General features: G+C 72.3%; 20 protein-coding genes. 16 read left to right on the forward strand and 4 right to left on the reverse strand.

Features of this window, described 5'->3' with window-relative positions:
* The first annotated feature begins 84 nt into the window (after positions 1-84).
* The 12 genes from EIZ45_RS02535 to EIZ45_RS02590 all read left to right on the forward strand — a co-directional run bounded on the left by EIZ45_RS02535 (position 85) and on the right by EIZ45_RS02590 (position 13,119).
* Positions 85-264, forward strand: coding sequence for a hypothetical protein (locus EIZ45_RS02535; RefSeq protein WP_134661442.1), 180 nt, complete (start codon positions 85-87; stop codon positions 262-264).
* On the forward strand, positions 261-1,061 hold the full coding sequence (locus EIZ45_RS02540) for a universal stress protein (RefSeq protein ID WP_134661441.1): 801 nt from the start codon (positions 261-263) through the stop codon (positions 1,059-1,061). Before EIZ45_RS02535 ends, EIZ45_RS02540 begins: the two co-directional genes overlap by 4 nt.
* A 23-nt stretch (positions 1,062-1,084) precedes the next feature.
* Positions 1,085-1,666 carry a flavodoxin domain-containing protein gene (locus tag EIZ45_RS02545; RefSeq protein WP_134661440.1) on the forward strand — a complete coding sequence of 194 codons (582 nt, stop codon included), beginning with the start codon at positions 1,085-1,087 and terminating at the stop codon, positions 1,664-1,666.
* Between the two features lie 35 nt (positions 1,667-1,701).
* A complete protein-coding gene (locus tag EIZ45_RS02550; protein ID WP_134661439.1) occupies positions 1,702-2,109 on the forward strand; it encodes an Hsp20/alpha crystallin family protein in 408 nt (135 codons plus the stop codon).
* A gap of 61 nt (positions 2,110-2,170) precedes the next feature.
* A complete protein-coding gene (locus EIZ45_RS02555) occupies positions 2,171-4,816 on the forward strand; it encodes a GNAT family N-acetyltransferase (RefSeq protein ID WP_134661438.1) in 2,646 nt (881 codons plus the stop codon).
* A gap of 18 nt (positions 4,817-4,834) precedes the next feature.
* Entirely contained in the window at positions 4,835-5,959 is a 1,125-nt protein-coding gene (locus EIZ45_RS02560; protein ID WP_134661437.1) for an acetate/propionate family kinase, read from the forward strand.
* Complete coding sequence (locus EIZ45_RS02565; protein WP_134661436.1) at positions 5,925-6,335, forward strand: hypothetical protein; 411 nt, start codon at positions 5,925-5,927, stop codon at positions 6,333-6,335. Before EIZ45_RS02560 ends, EIZ45_RS02565 begins: the two co-directional genes overlap by 35 nt.
* Positions 6,332-6,958 (forward strand): hypothetical protein, encoded by a 627-nt coding sequence (locus EIZ45_RS02570; RefSeq protein WP_134661435.1) that lies wholly within the window; start codon positions 6,332-6,334, stop codon positions 6,956-6,958. Before EIZ45_RS02565 ends, EIZ45_RS02570 begins: the two co-directional genes overlap by 4 nt.
* A gap of 9 nt (positions 6,959-6,967) precedes the next feature.
* A complete protein-coding gene (locus tag EIZ45_RS02575; protein WP_134661434.1) occupies positions 6,968-9,640 on the forward strand; it encodes a cation-transporting P-type ATPase in 2,673 nt (890 codons plus the stop codon).
* Positions 9,637-11,880 (forward strand): phosphoenolpyruvate synthase, encoded by a 2,244-nt coding sequence (gene ppsA, locus EIZ45_RS02580; protein WP_134661433.1) that lies wholly within the window; start codon positions 9,637-9,639, stop codon positions 11,878-11,880. The genes EIZ45_RS02575 and ppsA overlap by 4 nt, the downstream gene beginning before the upstream one ends.
* 29 nt (positions 11,881-11,909) lie before the next feature.
* Complete coding sequence (locus EIZ45_RS02585) at positions 11,910-12,407, forward strand: universal stress protein (protein ID WP_134661432.1); 498 nt, start codon at positions 11,910-11,912, stop codon at positions 12,405-12,407.
* Between the two features lie 10 nt (positions 12,408-12,417).
* Entirely contained in the window at positions 12,418-13,119 is a 702-nt protein-coding gene (locus tag EIZ45_RS02590) for a CBS domain-containing protein (RefSeq protein ID WP_134661431.1), read from the forward strand.
* A 367-nt stretch (positions 13,120-13,486) separates the two neighbouring features.
* Here the strand turns inward: EIZ45_RS02590 and EIZ45_RS02595 are convergent, their stop codons facing one another.
* Positions 13,487-14,524, reverse strand: coding sequence for a zinc-dependent alcohol dehydrogenase family protein (locus EIZ45_RS02595; protein ID WP_134661430.1), 1,038 nt, complete (start codon positions 14,522-14,524; stop codon positions 13,487-13,489).
* A gap of 58 nt (positions 14,525-14,582) precedes the next feature.
* Positions 14,583-15,179, reverse strand: coding sequence for a hypothetical protein (locus EIZ45_RS02600; RefSeq protein WP_134661429.1), 597 nt, complete (start codon positions 15,177-15,179; stop codon positions 14,583-14,585).
* Between the two features lie 211 nt (positions 15,180-15,390).
* Here EIZ45_RS02600 and EIZ45_RS02605 point away from each other — a divergent pair, with 211 nt between their 5' ends.
* Positions 15,391-16,320: a universal stress protein gene (locus EIZ45_RS02605; protein WP_134661428.1), complete on the forward strand. Its 930-nt coding sequence runs from the start codon at positions 15,391-15,393 to the stop codon at positions 16,318-16,320.
* Here the strand turns inward: EIZ45_RS02605 and EIZ45_RS02610 are convergent.
* Entirely contained in the window at positions 16,250-16,489 is a 240-nt protein-coding gene (locus EIZ45_RS02610) for a PLDc N-terminal domain-containing protein (protein WP_134661427.1), read from the reverse strand. The two genes, EIZ45_RS02605 and EIZ45_RS02610, sit on opposite strands and share 71 nt — an antisense overlap.
* 146 nt (positions 16,490-16,635) lie before the next feature.
* On the opposite strand from EIZ45_RS02610, the gene EIZ45_RS02615 reads away from it, so the two are divergent.
* Together EIZ45_RS02615 and EIZ45_RS02625 are read left to right on the forward strand one after the other, a co-directional pair.
* Positions 16,636-17,310, forward strand: a complete 675-nt coding sequence (locus EIZ45_RS02615; protein ID WP_134661426.1) for a CBS domain-containing protein — start codon at positions 16,636-16,638, stop codon at positions 17,308-17,310.
* A gap of 307 nt (positions 17,311-17,617) precedes the next feature.
* Positions 17,618-17,899 carry a hypothetical protein gene (locus tag EIZ45_RS02625; RefSeq protein WP_240692025.1) on the forward strand — a complete coding sequence of 94 codons (282 nt, stop codon included), beginning with the start codon at positions 17,618-17,620 and terminating at the stop codon, positions 17,897-17,899.
* A gap of 27 nt (positions 17,900-17,926) precedes the next feature.
* On the opposite strand, the gene EIZ45_RS02630 is transcribed toward EIZ45_RS02625, so the two are convergent.
* A complete protein-coding gene (locus tag EIZ45_RS02630) occupies positions 17,927-18,334 on the reverse strand; it encodes an HPP family protein (protein WP_134661402.1) in 408 nt (135 codons plus the stop codon).
* 193 nt (positions 18,335-18,527) lie between these two features.
* Here EIZ45_RS02630 and EIZ45_RS02635 point away from each other — a divergent pair, with 193 nt between their 5' ends.
* Positions 18,528-19,127 carry a hypothetical protein gene (locus EIZ45_RS02635; protein ID WP_134661401.1) on the forward strand — a complete coding sequence of 200 codons (600 nt, stop codon included), beginning with the start codon at positions 18,528-18,530 and terminating at the stop codon, positions 19,125-19,127.
* The last annotated feature ends 167 nt before the right edge of the window (positions 19,128-19,294 follow it).

Genomic DNA, 19,294 nt, shown 5'->3' on the forward strand with positions numbered 1-19,294 from the left:
GACGTCCGCCCGCAGCGGCCGCCGGCCGCGCGGTCTTAGCGTCGGCTTCGGGACGAGCGAGTCCCGGCTCGGAGGAGGCACGCGATGGACGAGAAGGAAAAGGCGCTGATCGAGGAAGACGCCCGCCGCAGCGTCGCCGAGCGCGGACAGCACGGCGGGCACGGCCCGGCGATGCGGCGGTATCTCCTGGCGGAGGAACAGCGGGCGAGCAACGAAAACGAACGCGGCGAGGTCCCCGAGCCGGCGCCAGCGCCGCACCGATGATCCCGCCGGTGGTCGTCGGGATCGACGGCTCGCCGGAGTCATCGGCCGCCGTCCGGTGGGCGGCGGCGCAAGCCCGGTCGCGCGGCGGCGGGCTCGTGGTGTTCCGCGCCGAACTGTTCGACGACCCGGACCTGCTGCCGCACCGGAAACCGCCCGTCGAAGCGGAATTGCTGCTCGAACCCGGGTACCGCCTGCTTCGGCGGGCGGCGGACGAGGCGCGCCGCGCGGTGCCCGGGGTCTCGGTGCGGATGTGTCTTCGGCTCGGGGCCGCGGCCGGCCTTCTCGTCGAACAGTCGGCCGAAGCCGGATTGCTCGTCCTCGGGCCGTCCGGCGTGGGCGGGATGCGGGGCGCGGTCACCGGTTCGGTGCCGCTCAGCGTCGCGGCCTCCGCTCGCTGTCCGGTAGCGGTCGTGCGCGGCCGCGCGGATCCGGCAGGGCCGGTGGTGGTCGGGGTCGACGATTCCGGCGGCAGCGAACGAGCGCTGGCCTTCGCTTTCGAAACCGCCGAAACGCACGGAGCGGCGCTGGAAGCGGTGCACGCGTGGCATGACGGAAACCGGGAAAACGGTGTCCCCGAACAGGTCGCCGCGTGGTCCCGGAAACATCCGGCGGTTCCGGTGCGCGTCCGGACGGTGCGTGCTCGTTCGGCGGCCCGTGCGCTCGCCGGGATTTCCCGCGGCGCCCGGGTGGTCGTCGTGGGCAGCCGCGGCCGCGGACCGGTCGCGGGCGGCCTGCTCGGCTCGACCGGCAACGGTCTGCTGGCGCACGCGGCCTGCCCGGTCGTGGTCGCCCGCTGAATGCGAGGGAAGGACTGAGTCTCATGAGAATTGTTGTCGCGGTCGCGACCCGGCACGGGGCGACCCGGGAGATCGCCGAGCAGATCGCGGTTTCGCTGCGCGGAGAGCTCGCGAAGACGGGCACGCCCGCGGAGGTGGTGGTGGCAGACGCGGGCGGCGTCACGTCGTTCGACGGCTGCGACGCGGCGGTGCTCGGCAGCGCTGTCTACATCGGACATTGGCTCGAGCCCGCTCGCGAACTGGTGCGGGCTCATCAGGACGAGCTGTCCCGGATCCCGGTGTGGCTGTTTTCCAGCGGTCCGGTGGGGGAGCGGAGCAAACCCGGCGAAGAACCGGTGGACGTCACCGACGTGCTCGCCCGCAGCGGAGCGAAGGAGCACCGGTTGTTCGGCGGCCGGCTCGACCGTTCCCTGCTGCGGTTCCCGGAGCGCGCGATGGTCGCCGCGCTGCGGGTGCGCGACGGCGACAACCGGGACTGGCCGGTGATCCGCGCCTGGGGCCGGGCGATCGCCCGCGAGCTGAGCGCGGGGACGGCCGGTGACCTTCGTCCATCGTCTTCAGGCAATCCGGCCGCGTCGCCGCGGCGGGCGCCTGGAGTTGTCTGAAAGTGCGAGACCGTTCGCGAAGAGAGGAGCGCGCAATGACGTCGCTGTTGCCCGGTTCCCGGCTGGCGCTGCCGAGCATCGCCGCCTGGCTCGACCACCCGTGGCCGTTCGCCGAGCACAACCCGGTGCGGATCGAGGAGTCCGCCGAGGACGGCAAGTACACGGTGCGAGCCGAGTTGCCGGGGTTCGATCCCGAGAAACACATCTCTGTGACCACGCACGACGGGCTGCTGACCATCGAGGCGGAGCGCGAAGCGAAGAAGGACACGGGCGGCCGCAGCGAGTTCTACTACGGCAAGTTCAGCCGCACGGTAGGCCTTCCCGCCGGCGCTGAGGCCGCCAAGATCGCCGCGAAGTACGCCGACGGCATTCTCGAGATCTCGATGCCGCTGGCGCGGCAGCCGCACGAGAAGCAGGTTTCGATCCACGTCGACAAGGCATGACGGACCAGGCGGCGGGCACGGTCGCGGCCGTGCCCGCCGCCTCGCGCAGGGAGGAGTTCCGATGAGCGCGGACCAGCCCGCACGGGTGCTGCTTGCCGACGGACAGGTCGGCCTGGTGCGCCCGCTCGGACCGGCCGACACCGAGGCCGTGCTGCGGCTGCACACCGACCTCGGGGAGCGGGACCGGTACTTCCGGTTCTTCGGCCCGCTGCCGTCCACTGTGGACAGGCTGGCGGCGGAGATCGCCGGGACGTCCGACGAATGCCACACGGCCGTCGGCTGTTTTCTCGGCGAGCAGCTGGCCGGGGTCGCGCACTGCGAGCGGATCGGGCAAAGCGCCGACGCCGAGATCGCGCTCGTCGTGGACGGGCACCGGCGCACGCACGGGATCGCGACGCTGCTGCTCGAACACCTCGCCGCGGCGGCCCGCGCGCACGGCATCTCCCGGTTCGTCGCCGAAGTGCTCGCGGAGAACGCGAAGGTGATCCGGGTGTTCGCCGAACTCGGCCTGCCCTACGAAATCGACCACGAGGGCCCGGAATGGTCGGTCACGATCTGGCTGGACGGCGAGGACCGCTACCCGGACGCGTTCGCCCGCCGCGACGAGGTCGCCGAGGCGGCCAGCCTGGCGCATCTGCTGCGGCCGGCGTCGGTCGCGGTGATCGGCGCGGGCAGGCGGCCGGGCTCGGTGGGGCACGCGGTGCTGGCGAACCTGCTGGACAGCGGTTTTCCCGGCTCGGTCGAGGTCGTGCATCCGGTGGCGGAAGAAATCCTCGGCGTCCGCTGCGCGCCGTCGGTCGCGGACCTGACCCGGACTCCCGAGCTGGTGGTGATCTGCCTTCCCGCGGAAGCCGCCGCGGACGCGGTGGAGGAATGCGGCAAACGCGGAGTGGCCGCGGCGGTCGTCGTTTCGTCCGGGCTGACCGGGACCGCGGCCGGCGAGCGCGTCCGCGACGCGGTGCGCAGGCACGGCATGCGGCTGGTCGGCCCGAACTGTCTCGGCGTGCTTTCGACGGATCCGTCCTGTCCGTTGGACGCGACGTTCCTCGCCCGCCGTCCGCGGGCCGGGGGCATCGGCGTCACGACGCAGTCCGGCGGGGTCGGGATCGCCCTCGTCGAGGCGCTGACCGGGCTCGGCCTCGGGCTTTCCTCGCTGGTCTCCACCGGCGACAAATACGACGTGAGCGGCAACGACCTGCTGCTGTGGTGGGCGAGCGACCGGCGCACCGAGACTGTGGTGCTGTACCTCGAATCTTTCGGCAATCCCCGCAGATTCGCCCGGCTGGCGGCTCGGCTGGCGAGGACCCGGCCGGTGCTCGCGGTGCGGGCCGGAAGCGGCGGGACCGCCCAGCGCGCCGCTGCTTCGCACACTGCCGCCGCGGCGACTCCCGCGGTGACTCGTGACGCGCTTTACGCACAGGCGGGCATCATCGCCGTCGACACGGTCGCGGAGCTGGTGGATGTGCTCGCCGGTGTTTCCTGGCAACCGCTTCCGCATGGCCGTCGGGTCGCGGTGCTGAGCAACGCCGGCGGAGCTGGGGTGCTCGCGGCCGACGCGTGCGAGCGCGAAGGACTCACGATGGCGAGCCTGTCGGCGGAGACCGCGGCCAGGCTGCGCGAGCTGCTGCCCGCCGAGGCCGCTGTGCACAATCCGGTGGACACGACAGCGGCGGTTCCGGCGGAGAAATTCGGGCAGGCGCTGAAGATCGTGCTCGCCGATCCGGGCGTCGACGCGGTCATCGCGGCGACGGTTCCGACTGCGGTCGGGAACCCCGCGGCCGCGCTCGCCGACGTGCTGCCGGACGTGGACAAGACCGTGCTTGCGGTCCGGCCGGGACAGCGGGAACGGGTGTCGCCGCTGTGCGCGGACGGACCCGCGGTCACCGCGTGCTACGACGATCCGGCCACCGCCGCGCTCGTGCTCGCCCGGCAAGCCGAGTACGCCGAATGGCTCGCTCGGCCCAGGAACGACGCCACGACTCTGCCGGAGATCGATTCCGCCGCGGTGCGGGAATTCGCGACGGCGCGAGCAGCGGAGCGCGAAGGCTGGCTGTCGCCCGCCGCCGCGGCGGAACTGCTCCGGCTCGCGGGAATCCCGTTGGCGCCGACCCGATACGCCCGCGACGAGACCGAGACTGTCCGCGCCGCCGAGGAATTCGACGGGCCTATCGCGGTGAAGGCGGATGCCGAGGGACTGTTGCACAAGTCCGCCGGCGGCGGCGTGCTGCTCGGCGTCGAGAGACCGTCCGGGGCGCGGGACGCGTACCGGCTGCTGCTGACGCGCTTCGGTCCGGCGCTGCGCGGCGTGGTGATCCAGCCGATGGCCGACCGGGGCCGGGAACTGCTCGTCGGCGTGCGGTCCGACCCGGTGTTCGGCCCGCTGGTGGTGTTCGGGCTGGGCGGGATCGACACCGATCTGGTGGCCGACCGCGCCGCGCGGCTCGCCCCGCTCACCGGACCGGACGCGGACCTGCTGCTCGACGGCCTGCGCTCGGCCGAGGCGCTGTGGGCGTCCGGCATCGACCGGGCCGCGGTGCGCGAGCTGTTGCTGAAGACCGGCCGGCTGGCGACGCTCGTGCCGGAGCTCGCGGAACTGGACCTGAATCCGGTGGTCGCGCGGGCGGACGGCTGCGCCGCGCTCGACGTCCGGATCCGGCTCGAGCGCCGGAAGCCCGCCGATCCGTACCTGCGCAAGCTGTCCGGCTGACCGAGCGAGGAGAAGCCAGTGCGAATCCTGACCCTGAATCCCGGGTCCTCCAGTGTGAAGGCGGCGGTCGTGCACGACGGCGTCGCGGTCGGCTGGGCGGCGTGGCAGAGCGACATGTCCCGCGCGGTCGTCGATGCCGTGGAGCGCTGGCCCCGGCCGGACGCGGTGGCGGTGCGGTTCGTCCACGGCGGCGCGCAGAAAGCGCCGGTGCTGGTGACCGACCAGGTGATCGCGAACCTCGACCGGCTGGTTCCGCTGGCACCGATCCACCAGCCGCTGTCGCTGGACGTCACCCGGCAGGTCCGGGCACTGCTGCCCGGCGTGCCGGTGGTGGCCTGCTTCGACACCGCGTTCCACGCCGAGCTGCCCGACGCGGCAGCGCACTACCCGCTGCCGCGCGAGTGGACGCGGCAGAACCGGTTGCGCCGTTACGGTTTCCACGGTTTGTCCGTGCAGCACGCGGTGCGCCGTGCCGCGGAACTGCTGCGGCGGCCGGCCGACGAGCTGCAACTGGTCTGCGCACACGTCGGAGCCGGGGTGTCGGTGACCGCGGTGCGCGGCGGGCGGAGCGTGGACACCTCGATGGGGTTCACCCCGCTGGAAGGGCCCGCGATGGCCACCCGGTCCGGTTCGATCGACCCGGGATTGCTGCTGCACGTCATGAAAACCGCGCCGATGGGACCCGACGAGCTGGCCGACGCGCTGTGCCTGCGGTCCGGGCTCGCCGGGATGAGCGGGACCAGCGGCGACCTCGGAGAAGTGCGGACGGCCGCCGCGGCCGGGAACGCCGACGCAGCGCTGGCGGTCGAGGTCTACGTCCACCGGCTCCGCCGGGAGATCGGCGCGGCGGCGGTCAGCCTCGACCGGCTCGACGCGCTGGTGTTCACCGGCGGGGTCGCGCAGTACCAGCCGGACACCGTCGCCGAGGTCGCGCGCGGCCTCGGGGCGCTGGGCGTGCGGGTGGGGGCGCTCGAGAGGTCCGACGCGGACCGGGCGATCAGCGCGTCCGGCTCGGCCGCGCCGGTGCTTGTGGTCCGCGCCCGGGAAGACCTGGAACTCGCCCGCGGCGCGGAAACCGTGCTCGCCGATCTGGGAAATGAGGTGCATCGTGCACGTACTGCTGACCGAAGCGAAGTTCGGTGACTGCGACGCGCTCAGCAAGCCGTTGCGGGACAACGGGTGCCGGGTCAGCCGGTGCCATGCGCGGGAAGGGATCTGCCTCGCACTCGCGCCGGGTTCGTCGTGCCCGCTCGACGACCGCGCCGATCCGCCGGTGCTCGCCGTGGACGTTCGCGACGCCGACCCCGAGCTCACCGCACGCGAGTTCGGGGTCGTGTGCGCGCTGCGGAAACAGGTCCCGGTGGCGATCGTCCCGCCGGAACCCGGACTGCCGGTGGCCGCGCCCGCGGGGCTTGAGGACCGGGTCACGGTGACCGACGCCGAGACCTTGTTGTCGACCTGCCGCGCGGCGGCCTCGATCCCGAGACCGAGGCCGGAACCCGCCGGAGCGATCGGATGAGCGACGTCGCTTTCGCCTGGGACCGCTGCGCGCGAGCGGTGCTCGTGGACGCGCTGGTGCGGCTGGACGTGCGCCGTTTCGTGGTCGAGACCCGGGCAGGCGAGCTGGCGATCTCCCGGGTGGGCCGGCTCCGGCACGATCCCGGCGGACGCCACGTGCTCGCCGGATGCGGCACCGCGCTGTCCGCCGCCTGGATCGTGCTGCGGGGGCTGGGCATCCGCCCGGTGCTGTCGTTCCCGGACGACCCGAGCCGCCCGGACGTGGTCGCGGCCGTGACCCCCGGGGCGGACGACCCGGCGACCGCGAGCGACTGGGACCGGTACCTCGCCTTGCGTGCGGTCGCCGGACCGCCGCGAGGCCGCGCGGTGCCGGTCGCCGACCCGGGCGTGCTCGCGGAGCTGGCGCAGGAGAACACCTGGCCGCGCACCCGAGTATCGCGGCACCCGGGCAGCCGGGGCCTCGTGGTGCTCGCCGACGGAACGACTCGCGTCGACCGCGTTCTGGTCGGCGCGGCGGTCCATTCCCTGCGGGTCGCAGCCGCGGTCCGCGGATTGACGACCGAGGTGCGTCCCGGGGACCAGAGCCCGGCTCCGCAGGCGGTCCTTCACGTGTTCGAGAGCTGAGGGAATTCCATGACCACGCATCTGCGCCCGCCGCCCGCGACAGCGGAGCCCGAGGTCGACGCACGGGAGCCGATCGGCCTCCTGCTGCGGGATCTCCGCTCCGCGCCGGGCGGCTTGAGCGGCCGGGAAGCGGCCCGGCGACTGCAGGTCTACGGGCCGAACGAGCTGCCGCACAAGGGCGGCAGGCAGTGGCCGCTCGCCCTGCTGCGCCAGCTGGTCCACCCGCTCGCCCTGCTGCTGTGGGTCGCGGCCGGGCTGGCGTGGTTCGCCGGGACGACCAACCTGGCGTACGCGATCGTCGGGGTGATCATCCTGAACGGGCTGCTCGCGTTCTTCCAGGAACAGCAGGCGGAGCGGGCGGTCGAAGCACTGGGCAAGTACCTGCCCGAGCGCAGCGCGGTGCTGCGTGACGGCGTCGTCGTGCACCTCGAATCAACCGAGCTGGTTCGCGGCGACGTCGTCCTGCTCGCCGAAGGCGACCGGGTTCCGGCGGACGCGCGGCTGATCGAAGGGACGGTGGACATCGACGCGTCGATGCTCACCGGCGAGTCGGCTCCGGTGACCCGGACCGCCGACGCCGTGGACGACGCCGACCGTTCGCTGGATTCCCCGGTGTTGGTCTTCAGCGGCACGGTCTGTGTCGCGGGTTCCGCGCGGGCCGTGGTGCACGCGACCGGACGGCGCACCGAAATCGGCCGGATCGCGTCGCTCTCGGCCCGGATCGGCCGCGAGGAGAGCCCGCTGGAGCGGCAGGTGCGGCGGGTCGCGTGGCTGATCGCCGGGGTCGCGGTGGTCGTCGGGGTCGGGTTCCTTCCGCTCGGCGTCGCGGCGGGGCTTTCGTGGTCGGCCGCCTTCGTGTTCGCGATCGGCCTGCTGGTGGCCAACGTGCCCGAAGGCCTGCTGCCGACGATCACGCTCGCGCTGGCGGCCGGGGTGCGGTCGATGGCGAAGGCAGGCGCGCTCGTGAAGCGGCTGTCGGCGGTGGAGACGCTGGGCTCGACCACCGTGATCTGCACGGACAAGACCGGCACGTTGACCCAGAACTCGATGCGGGTCGAGGAACTGCGCGGCCCGGACGGCGCGGATTCGGCACACCCGCGCGAGACCGCCGAGGTCCTCGCGCGGTGCAGCACCGCGGACCTCGACGGGGAATCCGGCGATCCGACCGAACTCGCGCTGCTTCGGTTCGCCGCGGACCATGGCGCGAACGTGACCGCGAGCGCCCGTGAAGCCGCACGGAAAACGTTGTACCCGTTCGATCCCCGGCTCAAGCGGATGTCCACAGTGGACTTAGTGGATGGCGGCCTCGTGGTGGCGGTGAAGGGCGCGCCCGAACAGGTGCTCCCGTTGTGCACCACGGAGTTCGACGGAACGGAGCTGACCGCGACCCGGCGCGCGCAGCTGGCGGCGCTCGTCGACAGCATGGCCGGGCGCGCGCTGCGGGTGCTGGCCATCGCCCGGCGGGAGACGCCGGCGATCCCGGGCAGCCGCGTGGAAGCGGAGAACGGGTTGTGCCTGCTCGGCTTCGTCGGCCTGGTCGACCCGCCTCGTCCGGAGGTCGCCGCGGCGGTCGCGGACTGCCATTCCGCCGGGATCACCGTGCACGTCGTGACCGGGGACAACGGGCTGACCGCGGCCGAGATCGCCCGCCGGGTCGGCATCGGCGCGGACCGGGTCGTGGACGGCACCGCGCTCGCGCGCATGCCGGAGCCGGACCTCGACACGGTGCTGGCCGGGGGAGACGAAGTGGTGTTCTCGCGTGCCGCACCGGAGGACAAACTGCGCATCGCCGACGCGTTGCGCGACTGCGGCGAGGTCGTCGCGATGACCGGCGACGGGGTGAACGACGCGCCCGCGCTGCGGCGGGCCGACATCGGCGTCGCGATGGGCGTCAGCGGCACCGACGTGGCCAAAGAAGCCGCGACCGTCGTGCTGACCGACGACAACTTCGCGACCATCGTCGCCGGGGTCCGCGAGGGCCGCCGGGTGTTCGACAACGTCCGCAAATTCGTGCTGTACATCTTCGCGCACGCGGTGCCGGAGGTGCTGCCGTTCCTGCTGTTCGCGATCTCCGGCGGCGCGATCCCGTTGCCGCTCACGGTATTGCAGATCCTCGCGATCGACCTCGGCACCGAAACGCTGCCCGCGCTCGCGCTCGGCCGGGAGCCCGCCGAGCCCGGGCTGATGGCGCGCCAGCCGCGCTCCCGCCGCGAAGGCGTGGTGACCGGCCGGATGCTTCTGCGAGCGTGGGGAATCATGGGCGTGCTGTCGGCGGCGCTCGTGCTCGGCGCCTTCTTCGCGGTGCTGTACGCCGCGGGCTGGCACCCCGGCGCGGACGTGTCGGACGGCGCGCCGCTGCACCACGCCTATCTCCAAGCCACCACGGCCAGCTTCGCCGCGATCGTGTTCTGCCAGATCGGCACCGCGTTCGCCGCCCGCACCGAACGGGTCTCGCTGCGGGCGATCGGCCTGGGCACCAACAAGCTTCTGCTCGGCGGCATCGCCTTCGAACTGGCCTTCGCCGCCGCGCTCATCTACCTGCCCTGGCTTCAGGACGTCTTCGGCACCGCGGCGCTGCCCGCGTGGGTGTACGCGGTGCTGGCGCCGATGCCGGTGCTGGTCTGGGGCGCGGACGAGCTGTTCCGCCGCCTGACCCGCGGTACCCGAGGAGGATCGTCATGACACACGTGCGCAAACTGGCCGAGATCCGGCTCGTTGATGCCGAGACGGCGGGCGGCAAGGGGGCGAACCTCGGCGAGCTGATCTCCGCGGGCTACCCGGTGCCGGACGGATTCGTCGTCACTCGCGACGCGTACTGGTCCGCGCTGGAGGCCGCCGGGGTCCGTGCCGAGATCGCCGACCTGCACGCCAAGGCGCTGATCGCGGTGGACGACGCACAGGAGCTGGCGGCCGCCTGCGAGCGGCTGCGAGAGCTGGTGCGCTCCGCCGGGCTGCCTCGGGAACTGGCGTCGGAGGTGACCGGCGCGTACCGGGCACTAGGCGACCAGCCGGTGGTGGCGGTGCGCTCGTCGGCAACCGGGGAGGACGGCAGCGAAGCCTCCTTCGCGGGCATGAACGCCAGCTACACCAACGTCGTCGACGAAGAAGCCTTGGCCGCGCGAGTGGTGGACTGCTGGACGTCGTTGTTCTCGCCGCGCGTGGTGAGCTACCGGGCGAGCCGGGGATTCACCGGCGAACCGGCGATCGCGGTCGTCGTGCAGCGGATGATCCCGGCCGAGCGGTCCGGCGTGATCTTCACCGCCGACCCGCGCACCGGCGACCGCGACCGGGCGGTGGTCGAAGCGGTGTTCGGCCAGGGCGAGGCGATCGTGAGCGGCGCGGTGGACCCGGACACCTACGTGGTGGCGAAAGAGGACCTCCGCGTGCTCAGCGCGCGGATCGGGGCCCAGTCGCACAAGATCATCCCCGAAGCGGGCGGGGGAGACGTGAAGGTCGCGCTGACCGCGCAGGCAGGCGGCCGGCGCGTGCTCGACGACGCCGCCGTGCTCGGGCTGACCCGGCTCGCCTGCCGGGTCGAGGATCACTACGGCGTGCCGCAGGACATCGAGTTCGCCATCGCCGATCGCCAGACCTGGCTCGTGCAGTCCCGGCCGATCACCACCCTGCCGCCGGTTCAGGAAGGCGCCACCGGCGTGCTGGTGACCGGGCTGGCGGCCTCGCCCGGCGAGGGCAGCGGCGCGGTCCGGGTGCTGCGCGATCCGGCCGAAGCACGGCGGCTGCGCGACGGCGAGGTGCTGGTGGCCCCGATGACGACACCGGACTGGGTCCCGGCGATCCGTCGCGCGGCTGCGCTGGTCACCGACGGCGGCGGGATGACCTGTCACGCCGCGGTGGTCGCCCGGGAACTGGGCGTGCCGTGCGTCGTCGGCACCGGCGACGCCACCCGGGTGCTCGCGGACCGCACGCTGATCACTGTCGACGGCACGAAAGGCGAGGTGCGAGCGGGAGCGATCGCGCACGAGGCGGCGCACCCGAAACCGGTCGCCGCGCCCGCTGCCGCCGAGGCGATCGGCACCCGGCTGTACGTCAATCTCGCGATGCCCGACCACGCCGCCGAGGTCGCGGCCCAGCCGGTCGACGGGGTCGGCCTGCTCAGGGCCGAGTTCCTGCTGACCACGGCACTCGGCGGACGGCATCCGCGCGCCCTGATCGCGCGCGGCGAGGAAGACTCCTTTGTGGACGCTATGGCGAAATCGCTGCTCGAGATCACCGCCGCGTTCGGCTCGCGTCCGGTGGTCTACCGCGCGACCGACCTGCGCAGCAACGAATTCCGCGGCCTCGACGGCGGAGCCGAGTACGAGCCGGTCGAGAACAACCCGATGATCGGCTACCGCGGCTGCTACCGCTACCTGCGCGAGCACGACCTGTTCGCGCTGGAACTGCGGACGCTGGCGCGGGTGCGGGAGCGGACGCCGAACCTGCACCTGATGATCCCGTTCGTGCGCACGAAATGGGAACTGGAGGCGTGCCTGGAGGCGGTGGACGCGAGCCCGCTCGGCAAGCAGCGCGGGCTGCACCGGTGGATCATGGCCGAGGTCCCGTCGGTCGTCTACTGGCTGCGCGAGTACGCCGGCCTCGGCATCGACGGGGTATCGATCGGCAGCAACGACCTCACCCAGCTGATGCTCGGCGTCGACCGGGATTCGGCGGTGTGCGCGGAACTGTTCGACGAGGCCGATCCCGCGGTGCTGGACGCGGTCTCGAGAATCGTGCGGACAGCCCGCGACTGCGGCATCACGTCGTCGCTGTGCGGCCAGGCGCCGTCGACGAACCCGGCGTTCACCGAACATCTCGTGCGCGCCGGGATCACGTCGATCTCGGTCAACCCGGACGCGATCGGGGCGGCGCGCGGCGCGATCGCCGCGGCCGAACGCCGCGTCCTGCTGGAAAAGGCGCGCTGAGCGCCGCATCGTGCACGGAGGAGAAAACCATGACCACAGCGAATGAACACGAAATCGTCGTCGGCGTCGACGGGTCGGCGGGCAGCGCCGCGGCGGTCCGCTGGGCGCTGGCGGAAGCGAAGTCGAGCGGCCGGACGGTGGTGGCGTTGCGAGCCTGGACGTTCGACCCGCTCGGCGACCTCGAATCGGCGGTCACCCGTTCGCCGGACGACATCGCCGCCCGCTACCAGCACGAACTGGACCAAGTGCTGGACCAAGCACGGGACGAGGCCGAAGGGGTGCGCGTGCGCAGCGGCACGATCGACGGCGCGCCCGGCCCGGCACTGGTCCGCGCGTCGGCGGAGGCGGCGATGCTGGTGCTGGGCAGCCACGGGCACAGCCGGGTGCTGCGCATGCTGGTCGGCTCGGTCTCCGAGTACTGCCTGCGGCACGCGCGCTGCCCGGTGGTCATCGTCCCGGCCCGGTCGGCCGAAGAACGGGAACCACTGCCCGAAGCGGCCGCGTACTACCCCGGACCCCTGTTGTGAGGAGCGGAAAATGAAGAGAACACGCCGGATCCGCTCGGTGATGACGACCGATGTCGCACAGGTCGTGCCGGGCACATCGTTCAAGGCCGTCGCCGCACTGCTGGAAGAACGCGGCGTCGGCGGTGCGCCGGTCGTCGACAAGGACGGCCGCGTGCTCGGGGTCGTCTCGCGCGGCGATCTGCTGGAGCGCAACGTCGAACACCACGGCCTCGGACCGCAGGCACGACGCGGCAAGCACAAGGCCGAAGCACTCTTTGCGGCCGACCTGATGACGGCGCCGCCCGTCACGGTGGACGTGGAGGACGACGTCGTGCGCGCGGCCCAGCTGATGGAGAAGCACCGGGTGCACCGGCTGCCAGTGCTCGAAGCCGACGGGACGCTGGCCGGGATCGTCTCCCGGGCGGACCTCGTGCGGGCGTATTTGCGTTCGGACAACGACATCCGCGAGGAAGTGCGCGACGAGGTCTTGAAACAGGAGATGTGCCTCGACCCGTCCACGCTGTATGTCTCGGTGCACGACGGGGTGGTGTCGCTGAGCGGGGCTGTCGAGCGGTACAGCATGATCGGGGTGATCAAGGCCCTGATCAGCCGGGTCGACGGGGTGGTCGAGGTGCGGGAGCACCTGCGGGTGGAGCTGGACGACCGGAACATCGGGCCGGGCGTGCCCGCGGCGGGCGGGATGTTCCCGGACCGGTCGATCCATCGTCCGTGAGCTCGGCTGTAACGTACGCGAGGGCCTCCCTGAGGGAATCAGATTCCGTCAGGGCGGCCCTCACGTACTTCGGCGGGTGCGGAGAGCCACCCGGCCCGGCCGATACTGCGCATCGCGGCGGCCGGGCTCGTTCGCGAAGGGCGCGCCTCGCGGCCTGCGCCCGGCGATGAAGGCAGATCTGCCGGAACCAGAGTCAATGCCAGGAAGTTGCTGTGCCGATTCCGCCCGCTGACTGTCCACACGAGACGCCAGCGGCACCGAAATGCCCGATTGATCGCCACCTGGCTGGTATTCGAGGTGCGTGAGGGGCCCCTGAGGGAATCAGATTTCCTCAGGGGCCCCTCGCGAACGTTCACCGGGGCGCAGCTCACTCGCGGAACAAAGCGACCTTCAGTGCACCGCTGTCCTGCGGATGCGCGAAGACGTCATACGCCTCGTCCATCTCCTGCAACCCGAACCGGTGCGTGACCATCCGGCTGACGTCGAGGTGTCCGGCGGCGAGCATCCGCAGCAGCATCGGCGTGCTGGAGGTGTCGACCAGGCCGGTGGTGATGGTGACGTTGCGGATCCAGAGCCGTTCGAGGTGCAGCGTGGCCGGTTTGCCGTGCACGCCGATGTTCGCGACCCGGCCGCCGGGGCGGACGAGCTCCGCGCACAGTTCGAACGTCTCCGGGACACCGACGGCTTCGAGGGCCACATCCGCGCCGAGGCCGCCGCTCGCTTCGCGCACCGCGGTCTCGGCTTCCGAGGGCTGGACCGTCACGTCGGCACCAGCCGCTTTGGCTGCCGCGAGCCGGGCGGGTTCCTTGTCGATCACGATGACCGACGACGGGCTGTAGAGCCGGGCCCCGGTGATCGCTGCGAGGCCGATCGGGCCCGCTCCGACGATCGCCACGACGTCGCCGGGGCGGAGGCGTCCATTGAGGACTCCTACCTCGTAGGAGGTGGGGAGGATGTCGGCCAGCAACAAGGCCGCTTCGTCGCTCACCGACGGCGGCAGCAGGTAGACGGAGGTGTCGGCGAACGGGACGCGGGCGAATTCCGCCTGTACGCCGTCGACGAGGTGGCCGAGGATCCAGCCGCCTCCGCCGAGGCATTGGCCGTAGCTGCCGCGGCGGCAGTATTCGCAGCGGCCGCAGGCGCTGATGCAGGACACGAGCACGCGGTCGCCCGGCTTGACCGAGGCGACCGCGTCGCCGGTGCGCACGACGGTGCCGACCGCTTCGTGGCCGAGGATCCGGCCGCGTTCGACCTCGGGGACGTCGCCTTTCAGGATGTGCAGGTCGGTGCCGCAGATGGTGACGGCGTCGATCCGGACGATCGCGTCGGTCGGCGCGAGGATTTCCGGGTCCGGGCGGTCGGTCCAGGACCGGCGACCGGGGCCGTCGTACACGAGTGCCTTCACAGTTCCTCCTTCACAGGACTGCGGGCGTCCGCCGGCACGGCGGACGCCCGTGGACGGTTCAGCGCAGCCAGGTCCGGTCGCCGACGAAGGCGGCCCAGCGGCGGCCGATTCCCCACGTGTCGCCGGCGCAGGCGGCGGCGAGCGCGATCAGGACAAGGGCGTAGACCAGGTGGTAGTCGAGGAACGGGTTGGCCGAATGCGTGGCCGCTCCCGCACCGGTGCTGCGGGCGGGCGGCCATTCCGCGGCCCACATGAGCAGCATCAGCAGGGTCCCGGAGACCGCGGCGATCCGCAGTCCGGCCCCGGCGGCCAGCGCCAGCCCGATGCCGAGCAGGCTCAGCATGAACAGCCAGTCGGCCCACCACGTTCCGGCCCACGCGTGGAACATCGACGCGAACGGGCCGACGTCGACCTTGCTCAGGAAGCCGTTGGTGGGCGAGCCGCCGTGGATCCAGGCTCCGGCGGCGGGCGTGGAGTAGCCCAGGCCGAGCAGTTTGTCGGCGAAGGGCCACAGGAACAGGAATCCGGCGGCGATCCGCAGGACCGCGAGCGACCGGGCCCCGTAGCTGGCCCAGGGCGGCTGCGCGACCGTCTCGTCGCGACCGGCCGGAGTCCGGCTCGCCGGGGGTGTGCTGTGCTGGGATTTGACGGACATGGGGACCTCCATTCGTCTCTGGCCCGAGTCTGATCCGCCGGGCCAGTGCGGCTCTGGAGCCGAAAGTCCTCGTCGGACAGGCCGTTGGGCGCGGATCGCCGAGGAGGGGCCGAAGGTCCACGCACGAGGGGACCGACGCCGCTGCCGCCCGGTGCCGTCCGCGCCTACCGTCCGGAGGGAAAACCCGGCTGGACAAGGAAAGGCGGAACCGATGACCGAACCCGCACTCGTCGCCGCAGTCGACGGCTCGCTGGCTTCCCTGCACGCGGTCGGGTGGGCGGCGCGCGCCGCGGCGGGACGCGGGGTTCCGCTGCGCCTCGTGCACGTCCTCGACGAGCTGGCCCTCGACTTCCCCCGTCCATTGCCGACAGTGGAGAACTTCGGCAAGGTGCTCACCGCGCGCGGGCACCGGATCCTGCGCACCGCCCGCGACGCCGCCCAGGAAGCGGTTCCCGGACTGACTTCGGATCTGGTGCTGCTGCGCGGAATCGTCGGGAAGTGCCTCGCCGCGCAGTCCCACGGGGCGGTGCTGCTGGTGCTAGGGACCCCCGGACTGCGTCCGTTGGGCCGGATCCTGCTCGGCTCGGTGTCGATCTCTCTCGCCGCGCACGCGGACTGCCCGGTGGCGCTCGTCCGGCCGCACGCGGGCGACGAAGAGCCGCCGGCGACCGGACCGGTCGTCGTGGGAGTCGACGGTTCGCCGTCGAGCGAACTGGCGCTGGGGACGGCGTTCGAGGAAGCCGCGTGGCGGAACGCTCCGCTGACCGCGGTGCACTGCTGGGACGACCGGCTGCTGTCGGCGATCTTCCGGGAGAACCGCTGGAACGCCGACAGCGGGATCGAGCAGGAGGCGCACGTGGTGCTCGCCGAGCGGGTCGCCGGGTGGGCGGAGAAATATCCCGGTGTCGATGTGCGGCAGCTGGTGGTGCGCGGCCGTCCTGCCGAGCAGTTGCTGGATCTGGCGGACCGGGCGCAGCTGCTCGTCGTGGGCAGCCGCGGGCGCGGCGGGTTCGGCGGACTGCTGCTCGGGTCCACGAGCCAGGCGGTGATGTCCTACGCGCTGTGCCCGGTCATCGTCGCCGGTTCCGGCGAGGAACCGCCCGGCCCCAGCGGAAATACGCCAGCGGACCCGCGAAGTTGACCGCGATCGCGACCGCCCAGGCGGATTTCGGGCCGTTGACCCCGTCCTCGGGCCGTTTCGCGAGATCCCGCCAGGCGGCCGCGGCCAGCAGCACTTGCACCGCGGCGGCGGCCAGGACCGTGCGCCGCTGCGCGGGGGAGAGATCGGAAAACTTCCGGTGTGCTCGCATGGGCTCCTCCTCCTGGTCGGGCTCCCAGGCAACACCCCCGCGAGACCGGCGGGGAAGAGGAGAACGGCCCGGCTCCCGGGGACCGCGGACTCCGGCCGCCCGGCGAGGGAAAGCATACGGTGCGACGAAAACTCGGAGGTGCTGTGATGACCGGACTGCTGGTCTCGGAGGTGATGAACTGGCCGGTGGTGACTGCCGCGCCGGACACGCCGTTCAAGGGACTGGTCGATCTTCTCGCCGCCAACCGCATTTCGGCGGTGCCGGTGACCGACGGGTCGGGGCGGCCGGTCGGGGTGGTTTCGGAGCAGGAACTGCTCGCCCGGTACGACAGCCGGGCCGAAGGGCCCCCGCCCGGCTTTTTCGCCTCTCCTCGCCGCCGTCGCCGCTGGGCGCGAGCGCGGGGCCGGCGGGCCCTCGACGTGATGCGCACCCCGGTGCGCGTCGTCCGGCAGGACGAACCGCTGGCCGACGCGGCGCGGTGGATGGTCGAGGCGAACCTGCGCCGGTTGTTCGTCGTCGACGGTTCCGGATCGCTCACCGGAGTGCTCGCCCGCCGGGACGTGCTCGCGGTGTTTCTCCGGCCGGACGCGGAAATCAAGGAAGCGGTCGAACGCCGGGTGCTGCGCGAGGCGCTGTGGGCGGACCCCGCGACGACGTCGGTGCGGGTGGACGACGGCGTGGTCACCTTGACCGGGACGGTGGACAGCCCAGGCGAGGTGCTGCGTGCCGAGCTGCTGACCGAGGTGCTGCCCGGAGTGGTGGGCGTGCGCAACCGGCTGCAGTACGCGGGGGACCGGCACGAGGCCACCGCCCAGGGGTGAGACGGCAATGCCAGGGCACAGACGACAATCCTGCTCACGATGGGCCCGGCAAGAGCCGTGCCGGGCCGCTCGGCGTGGGCAGCCGAACGCATAACGCCGCCCTGAGCGCCTGGCATCGGCGGTGCGACGACCGTGAAGGCCGCCCCGGCACTGCCGGGCGGCCTTCACGGTTTTCAGCCTCAGCTGAGGGCTCGCCCGATGGTTTCGGCGAGTTCGACGGTTCGGGCCGCGTAGCCCCATTCGTTGTCGTACCAGCCGAAGACCTTGACCAGATGGCCCTCGGCCTTGGTCAGGCCGGCTGGCCGCGGTGATCACCCGCGATCAGGGCGCGGCGGCCGAGGTCCGCGCCGGGATGGTCATGGAACGCGTCCTGCTGACCGCGACCGCGGAGGGGCTCGCGACGTCGTTCCTGTCGCAGCCGTTCGAAGCGCGGTCCACGCGGGCGCAGCTGCTGGCGGCCTTCCGCGGTCTCGGACAGGTGCACACGCTGCTGCGCATCGGGTACGGGCTCCCCACCCGGATAACAGCGCGCCGCCCAGCCGCGGAGGTGACGACGGTGCGGAGCGTGCCGGAGGTCCCGGCGTCGTGACTGATGCGCTGGGATAACCCGATCCGTTCAGGACGCCCCAGCGCCGGGAAGCACCCGAAGCACGTCCTGGAACGTCACCATGCCGACGAGCACCCCGTCGTCCAGCACGGGCAGCGAACGGATCCCGGCCTCGCTCATGCGGCGGGCCAGCTCGCCGCAATCCAGGTCGGCCGCCGCGCACAGAGCCGGGGTCCGCATGACCGCCCCGGCCGTGCGGTGTCCGCTGAGCATCGCGCCGGCATCCGGGTCCGCCTCGCCGGGGATCCCCGCGCGGATCACGTCCTCCTCGGTCAGCAGGCCCATCAGCCGGCCGCGGCTGTCGACGACCGGCAGTGCGGTGAACCCGTGCCGGGCCATCAGCCGGGCAGCCTCGGGCAACGGGACCGAGGCGGTCACCGCGATTACCGGCGTGGTCATGATGTCGCGCGCGTGCATGGGAGTCTCCGTTCGTCGCGCTCCTGCGTCGACGATCACCCCGAAACCTCGGTGCGCCAAGGGCATTTGGTCCCGGCCGCAGTGCCCTTCCGCGCGGGACCGGCGGCCCGCGCGTCCGGGCGGAATTCCTCTTCGGACGGAACGCTTTCCCGGCGATTCTGGGGGCTGGCAATCCTTACGGAAGGGGCGCGAGATGAACGCGTCAACGGACCGCGTAGTGCGGTGGTGGCACATGCTCGTCCCCGGGCGCGGTTCGGTGGCCCGGCCCTCGGACCGGTTCCAGTCCGGTCTCCTCCTCGTGGCGGTTCTCGTCGCGCTGGCCGCGATCCCGTTCGCGGCGGCCGCGGGTTCCGAGCTGTACGCGACCCAGAAACCCGTCTCGGCCGAGCAAGTCGCGCAGCGCAGCAAGGCGACCGCCGTGCTGCTGGCCGACGGCCTGGCGACGACGGTGAGCGGGCGCAGCGGCGTCGTCGCGAACTCCGCGCCGACGGACGCGGTCTGGCAGGCTCCCGACGGTTCGCGCCGGGTCGGCAAAGTGGCCGCCGACGAGGGGGCGCGGCGCGGCGACCAGGTCACGATCTGGGTGGACCGAGCCGGAAACCCGGTTCCGCCGCCGCTGACCGCCGCGGCAGTGCTGGTCGACGCGGTATGCGCGACGCTGGGGCTGTGGGTGTCGGTGTGCTTGCTGCTGGCCCTCGTGTACGGCGGCACGGTGTTCGCGCTGAACCGGCACCGGCTCGCCGAATGGCAGCGCGAATGGGACGCCGAGCAGGAAAAGCGCACCCATCCGTGAGGACGGCCGGTCAGCAGGCCGAGACTGCGAGAGCGCGGGCGACGCACGGGTGCGGCTCCTCCGTCAACGGAAGGGGCCGCACCCGTGCGTCGCTTCCGGGCCGGGCACCGCGCTTCGCGAGATCATTGACGGTCCCGTGCACAGCGAGATCAGTGGACATCCGCCCG

Source organism: Amycolatopsis sp. CFH S0740 (assembly GCF_004522315.1).
Lineage (GTDB): Bacteria > Actinomycetota > Actinomycetes > Mycobacteriales > Pseudonocardiaceae > Amycolatopsis > Amycolatopsis nivea.

What these genes read in the sequence shown, in the direction of transcription:
- ppsA (WP_134661433.1), top strand. Translation starts at nt 9,637, where the DNA reads ATGACACACGTGCGCAAACTGGCCGAGATCCGGCTCGTTGATGCCGAG.
- EIZ45_RS02535 (WP_134661442.1), top strand. Translation starts at nt 85, where the DNA reads ATGGACGAGAAGGAAAAGGCGCTGATCGAGGAAGACGCCCGCCGCAGC.
- EIZ45_RS02585 (WP_134661432.1), top strand. Translation starts at nt 11,910, where the DNA reads ATGACCACAGCGAATGAACACGAAATCGTCGTCGGCGTCGACGGGTCG.
- EIZ45_RS02610 (WP_134661427.1), bottom strand. Translation starts at nt 16,489, where the DNA reads ATGCGAGCACACCGGAAGTTTTCCGATCTCTCCCCCGCGCAGCGGCGC.
- EIZ45_RS02540 (WP_134661441.1), top strand. Translation starts at nt 261, where the DNA reads ATGATCCCGCCGGTGGTCGTCGGGATCGACGGCTCGCCGGAGTCATCG.
- EIZ45_RS02605 (WP_134661428.1), top strand. Translation starts at nt 15,391, where the DNA reads ATGACCGAACCCGCACTCGTCGCCGCAGTCGACGGCTCGCTGGCTTCC.
- EIZ45_RS02570 (WP_134661435.1), top strand. Translation starts at nt 6,332, where the DNA reads ATGAGCGACGTCGCTTTCGCCTGGGACCGCTGCGCGCGAGCGGTGCTC.
- EIZ45_RS02575 (WP_134661434.1), top strand. Translation starts at nt 6,968, where the DNA reads ATGACCACGCATCTGCGCCCGCCGCCCGCGACAGCGGAGCCCGAGGTC.
- EIZ45_RS02615 (WP_134661426.1), top strand. Translation starts at nt 16,636, where the DNA reads ATGACCGGACTGCTGGTCTCGGAGGTGATGAACTGGCCGGTGGTGACT.
- EIZ45_RS02630 (WP_134661402.1), bottom strand. Translation starts at nt 18,334, where the DNA reads ATGCACGCGCGCGACATCATGACCACGCCGGTAATCGCGGTGACCGCC.
- EIZ45_RS02590 (WP_134661431.1), top strand. Translation starts at nt 12,418, where the DNA reads ATGAAGAGAACACGCCGGATCCGCTCGGTGATGACGACCGATGTCGCA.
- EIZ45_RS02555 (WP_134661438.1), top strand. Translation starts at nt 2,171, where the DNA reads ATGAGCGCGGACCAGCCCGCACGGGTGCTGCTTGCCGACGGACAGGTC.
- EIZ45_RS02635 (WP_134661401.1), top strand. Translation starts at nt 18,528, where the DNA reads ATGAACGCGTCAACGGACCGCGTAGTGCGGTGGTGGCACATGCTCGTC.
- EIZ45_RS02600 (WP_134661429.1), bottom strand. Translation starts at nt 15,179, where the DNA reads ATGTCCGTCAAATCCCAGCACAGCACACCCCCGGCGAGCCGGACTCCG.
- EIZ45_RS02545 (WP_134661440.1), top strand. Translation starts at nt 1,085, where the DNA reads ATGAGAATTGTTGTCGCGGTCGCGACCCGGCACGGGGCGACCCGGGAG.
- EIZ45_RS02550 (WP_134661439.1), top strand. Translation starts at nt 1,702, where the DNA reads ATGACGTCGCTGTTGCCCGGTTCCCGGCTGGCGCTGCCGAGCATCGCC.